Genomic DNA, 5,426 nt, shown 5'->3' on the forward strand with positions numbered 1-5,426 from the left:
GGGGGGGAGCCGATGCCGCTCGATCGCATCGTCGACATGGCCGTGAGCCGCCTGCGCCAGCGCCTGCGCGACACCGACAAACCGCCACGCCTGATCCGCACCGTGCGCGGCAGCGGCTACGTGCTGGCCGCCGATGTCCGGCCCAGTGCCTGAGGCGCGCTCGAGGCTGGGGCGGTGGCTGCCGCGCTCGTTGCTGGGGCGCATGCTGCTCCTCACCTTGCTGGTGGTGCTGCTGGCGCAGAGCCTGTCGAGCCTGATCTGGGTCGCTCAATTGCGCGCCAGCCAGTTGCAGGGCCTGCAAGCCAGCGCCCGCAGCCTGGCGCACTCGATGACGGCCAGCGTCAGCTATTTCCGATCCTTGCCGGTGGCCTATCGGCCGATGGTGCTCGACCAGCTGCGCAGCATGGGCGGTACCCGCTTCTTCGTCTCGCTCAATGATCGGCCGCTGGACATGCCGCACCTGGCGCTGACCGCGCGCAAGCAAACCGTCGTGGAGGTGTTCGATGAAGTGCTGCACGAGCGTTTGGGCCAGCAGATGGACTTCACCGTCGAATTCGTCAAACCCCAGGAACTGCGCATTTTCAACAGCGGCCTGAAACTGGACGAGCTGCCGCGCTCCTGGGCGCACTATGCACTGACCCTCGAGCCACTCAACCCGCCAGTGCTGGTGATCCAGATCCGCCTTGCCGAGCACGAATGGCTGTACATCGCCTCCTTGCTTCCCGAGCCCTACACCGGCCTCGAGGAGCAAGGCCTGCCGCGTCAGCAGATCGGTTTCATCGTGCTCACCACGGCCTTGCTGTTGCTGTTCATCGGCTTGCTGGTGCACTGGCAGACCCGCCCGCTCAAGCGCCTGGCGCGCGCGGCCCGAGACTTGTCGCTGGGCGCCGATGTGCCGCCACTGGCCGGTGGCGGTGGCAGCGAAGTGGTGGAGGTGACGCGCGCCTTCAACAGCATGCGCGAGCGCATCAGCCGCTACCTGACCGAACGCAGCCAGCTGTTCAGCGCCATTTCCCATGATCTGCGCACGCCCATCACGCGCCTGCGTCTGCGTGTCGAACTGCTCGAAGACGAGCACGCCCAGCGCACCTTCAACCGCGATCTGGATGAGCTGGAACTGCTGGTCAAGGGCGCGCTGCAGTGCGTCAAGGACACCGATATTCACGAGAACATCGAGCCCATCGATCTCAATCAGGTCCTGGAAATGCTCACCGAGCCCTACCTGCGCGACGGTCGCATCACCCTCGAGGGTCGCGCGCTGGCGCCGTACCCGGGCAAGTCTCTGGCCCTGCGCCGTTGCATCGGCAATCTGATCGACAACGCCATCAAGTACGGTGAGCGCGCGCACCTGCGGATTCTCGACAGCGCCAGCGGCTTCGTGCTGCAGGTCGATGACCAGGGCCCTGGCGTGCCGCAGCAGCGTCTCGAGCAGGTGTTCGAGCCGCATGTGCGCTTGTCTGCCCAGCAGCAGGGCTACGGCCTGGGCCTGGGCATCGCGCGCAACATCGCCCACAGCCACGGCGGCGAAGTGAGCCTGCTGAACCTGCGCCAGGGCGGCCTGCGCGTGACCTTGAGCTTGCCGCGCAGCGCAGAGTGATCGCAGTGGCCAGGCCGTGGTCCTGGCGCGCGTGGTCAAGCCGGCGCAGCCTGGCCTTCGCAGTCGTCCACAGTGCTGGACCTTCAACGTCCGCTGGCAGCTGTCCCTCACCAATGTCACCAGCTGGTGACAATTACACAGCGCTTTGTTACCTGGCGCTGCCATCCGCCTGTTTAGACTCCGATGCAAGCGCAAGCACACGACTTGCCTGGCATAACAAAAAGAAAGGTTTCCCTCATGAATGCACTTACCCGCCTGGCTACTGCCGTATCCCTCGCTTGCGCCCTCCCACTGAGCGCCGTTGCTGCTGACAACGGCACCGTCGAAGTCCTGCACTGGTGGACATCGGGCGGCGAAGCGGCGGCCGTGAGCACCCTCAAGCAGCAGATCGAAAAAGACGGCTTCACCTGGAAGGACAACGCTGTGGCTGGCGGTGGCGGCGCGGCAGCCATGACCGTGCTCAAGACCCGCGCCGTGGCCGGCAATCCGCCCGCTGCCGCGCAGATCAAGGGCCCCGACATCCAGGACTGGGGCGCGTTGGGCCTGCTCGCCGACCTCAGCGATGTGGCCACTGCCAACCACTGGGACCAGCTGCTGCCTGCCAAGCTCACCCCGATCTGGAAATACGACGGCCACTACGTCGCCGTGCCGGTGAACATTCACCGGGTCAACTGGCTGTGGATCAATCCGCAGGTCTTCGAGAAAGCCGGGGCCAAGGTACCGGAAACCCTCGACGAACTGTTCGCCGCCGCCGACAAGCTCAAGGCCGGCGGCTTCCAGCCTCTGGCCCACGGCGGTCAGCCCTGGCAGGACAGCACCGTGTTCGAGAGCCTGGTGCTGAGCATTCTTGGCCCGCAGGGTTATCACAAGGCCTTCGTCGAGCTGGATGAAGCCACCCTGACCGGCCCGCAGATGATCGAGTCGTTCAAGACCTTGCAGCGCCTGGCCGGTTACATGGACCCCAATCGCGCGGGCCGTGACTGGAACATCGCCGCCGCCGAGGTGATCAACGGCAAGGCCGGCATGCAGATCATGGGCGACTGGGCCAAGAGCGAGTGGACCGCGGCCAAGAAGGTCGCCGGCACCGACTACGTGTGCGTGCCATTCCCCGGCACCCAAGGCAGCTTCACCTACAACATCGACTCCCTGGCGATGTTCAAGCTGACCAAGGAAGACGACATCAAGGCGCAGAACGACCTGGCCAAGGTGGCTCTGGAGAAACCCTTCCAGACGGCCTTCAACCAGAACAAGGGCTCGCTGCCGGTCCGTCAGGACATGGACATGAGCCAGTTCGACGCCTGCACCCAGCGCTCGGCCAAGGATTTCAAGCAGGCCAGCGAGGGTGAAGGGCTGCAGCCGAGCATGGCGCACAACATGGCCTCGACCCTGGCTGTGCAGGGCGCCATCTTCGATGTCGTGACCAACTTCCTCAACGACGCCAAAGCCGACCCGGCCAAGGCCGCCAAGCAGCTCAACGCGGCCATCAACGCCGCACGCTGATGGCTGATCGCCCCAGCTGCTGCGGGTAGCAAATCCGCACGGCTGGGCCGCCTCATGCCTGTCTTTCCCTTCCTGGACAACTCGCCATGAACACTGCGACCACGCCTCGCCGTGCGTCCCCGTTGGACGCTTTGCAGCGCTGGCTTCCCAAACTGGTGCTGGCCCCGAGCATGCTCATCGTGCTGGTGGGCTTCTACGGCTACATCCTCTGGACCCTGGTGCTGTCCTTCACCCAGTCGAGCTTCATGCCCAGCTACAAGTGGGCGGGCCTGACCCAGTACGCCAAGCTCATGGCCAACGACCGCTGGTGGGTGGCCAGCAAGAACCTGATGGTCTTCGGCGGGCTGTTCATCGGCATCAGCCTGGTGGTCGGCGTGGTGCTGGCCGTGCTGCTGGACCAGCGCATCCGCCGTGAAGGGTTCATCCGCACCGTGTACCTGTACCCCATGGCGCTGTCGATGATCGTCACCGGCACCGCCTGGAAGTGGCTGCTCAACCCCGGCCTGGGCCTGGACAAGCTGCTGCGTGACTGGGGCTGGGAGGGCTTTCGCTTCGACTGGCTGGTCGATTCGGAGCGGGTGGTCTACTGCCTGGTGATCGCGGCCGTGTGGCAGGCCTCGGGGTTCGTCATGGCGTTGTTTCTGGCCGGTTTGCGCGGGGTCGACCCGTCGATCATTCGCGCCGCCCAGGTCGATGGCGCCAGCCTGCCGCGCATCTACCTGCGCATCGTGCTGCCGAGCCTGCGCCCGGTGTTCTTCAGTGCGGTGATGATCCTGGCGCACATCGCCATCAAGAGCTTCGACCTGGTGGCGGCCATGACCGCTGGCGGGCCGGGCTACTCGTCCGACCTGCCGGCCATGTTCATGTACAACTTCACCTTCAGCCGCGGGCAGATGGGCATGGGTTCAGCCAGCGCCATCCTCATGCTGGGCGCCATCCTGGCGATCCTGGTGCCGTACCTGTATTCCGAGCTGCGGAGCAAGCGCCATGACTGACCGTCGCCTGTCTGCAAGCCGCCTGGCCATCTACCTCACCTTGCTGGTGGCCTGTGCGGTGTATCTGATTCCGCTGATCGTGATGCTGCTGACCAGCTTCAAATCGCCCGAGGACATCCGCACCGGCAACCTGCTCAGTTGGCCTGACGTGGTCACCGGCATCGGCTGGTTCAAGGCCTGGGACAGCGTCGGCGGCTATTTCTGGAACTCGGTGAAGATCACCGTGCCAGCCGTGCTGATCTCGACCCTGATCGGTGCGCTCAACGGCTATGTGCTGTCGATGTGGCGCTTTCGCGGTTCGCAGCTGTTTTTCGGGCTGCTGCTGTTCGGCTGCTTCCTGCCGTTCCAGACGGTGCTGCTGCCGGCCTCGTTCACCCTTGGCAAGCTGGGCCTGGCCAGCACCACCACGGGCCTGGTGCTGGTGCACATCGTCTACGGCCTGGCCTTTACCACGCTGTTCTTTCGCAACTATTTCGCCAGCGTGCCGCAGGCCCTGGTGCAGGCCGCGCGGCTGGATGGCGCAGGCTTTTTCACCATCTTCACGCGCATCCTGCTGCCGATGTCGGTGCCGATCATCATGGTCTGCCTGATCTGGCAGTTCACCCAGATCTGGAACGACTTCCTCTTCGGCGTGGTGTTCGCCAGCGGCGATGCGCAGCCCATCACCGTGGCCCTGAACAACCTGGTGAACACCAGCACCGGGGTCAAGGAATACAACGTCGACATGGCGGCAGCGATGATCGCGGGGCTTCCGACCCTGCTGGTCTACGTGGTCGCTGGCAAATATTTCCTGCGCGGCCTTACGGCTGGCGCGGTCAAGGGGTGACACATGGCACGCTTGCAACTTCGTAACGTCAACAAACGCTATGGCAGCGGTCTGCCAGACACCCTCAAGGCCATCGACCTGGCGATTGATTCGGGCGAGTTCCTGATCCTCGTCGGCCCCTCGGGCTGTGGCAAATCCACCCTGATGAACTGCATCGCCGGGCTTGAAGACATCAGCGGTGGCGAGATCCTGGTCGATGGCGTCGACATCAGTGGCATGAGCCCGAAAGACCGTGACATCGCCATGGTGTTCCAGTCCTACGCGCTGTACCCGACCATGACCGTGCGCGAAAACATCGCCTTCGGCCTGAAGATTCGCAAGATGCCCAAGGCGGCCATCGACGAGGAGGTGGGCCGTGTCGCGCGCCTGTTGCAGATCGAGCACCTGCTGCAGCGCAAGCCGGGCCAGCTTTCCGGCGGCCAGCAGCAGCGCGTGGCCATGGGCCGGGCGCTGGCGCGGCGGCCGCAGATCTACCTGTTCGACGAGCCGCTGTCGAACCTCGACGCCA

At 64.7% G+C, this 5,426-nt stretch carries 6 protein-coding genes; all 6 read left to right on the forward strand.

Features of this window, described 5'->3' with window-relative positions; genetic code table 11:
* Window positions 1-153 (forward strand): helix-turn-helix domain-containing protein (locus RT028_RS06395; RefSeq protein WP_312933702.1); only part of this gene is annotated, 153 nt, incomplete at its 5' end.
* On the forward strand, window positions 134-1,597 hold the full coding sequence (locus RT028_RS06400) for an ATP-binding protein (protein WP_312933651.1): 1,464 nt from the start codon (window positions 134-136) through the stop codon (window positions 1,595-1,597). The genes RT028_RS06395 and RT028_RS06400, both read left to right, overlap by 20 nt.
* Window positions 1,598-1,834: 237 nt before the next feature.
* On the forward strand, window positions 1,835-3,097 hold the full coding sequence (locus tag RT028_RS06405) for an ABC transporter substrate-binding protein (RefSeq protein WP_312933653.1): 1,263 nt from the start codon (window positions 1,835-1,837) through the stop codon (window positions 3,095-3,097).
* An 86-nt stretch (window positions 3,098-3,183) separates the two neighbouring features.
* Window positions 3,184-4,092: a sugar ABC transporter permease gene (locus tag RT028_RS06410; protein WP_312933655.1), complete on the forward strand. Its 909-nt coding sequence runs from the start codon at window positions 3,184-3,186 to the stop codon at window positions 4,090-4,092.
* On the forward strand, window positions 4,085-4,918 hold the full coding sequence (locus RT028_RS06415; RefSeq protein WP_312933658.1) for a carbohydrate ABC transporter permease: 834 nt from the start codon (window positions 4,085-4,087) through the stop codon (window positions 4,916-4,918). The genes RT028_RS06410 and RT028_RS06415 overlap by 8 nt, the downstream gene beginning before the upstream one ends.
* 3 nt (window positions 4,919-4,921) lie before the next feature.
* A partial coding sequence (locus RT028_RS06420; RefSeq protein ID WP_312933659.1) for an ABC transporter ATP-binding protein occupies window positions 4,922-5,426 on the forward strand: 505 nt, incomplete at its 3' end.

This window comes from Pseudomonas sp., from assembly GCF_032058845.1.
In the GTDB taxonomy this organism is placed as follows: Bacteria; Pseudomonadota; Gammaproteobacteria; order Pseudomonadales; family Pseudomonadaceae; genus Aquipseudomonas.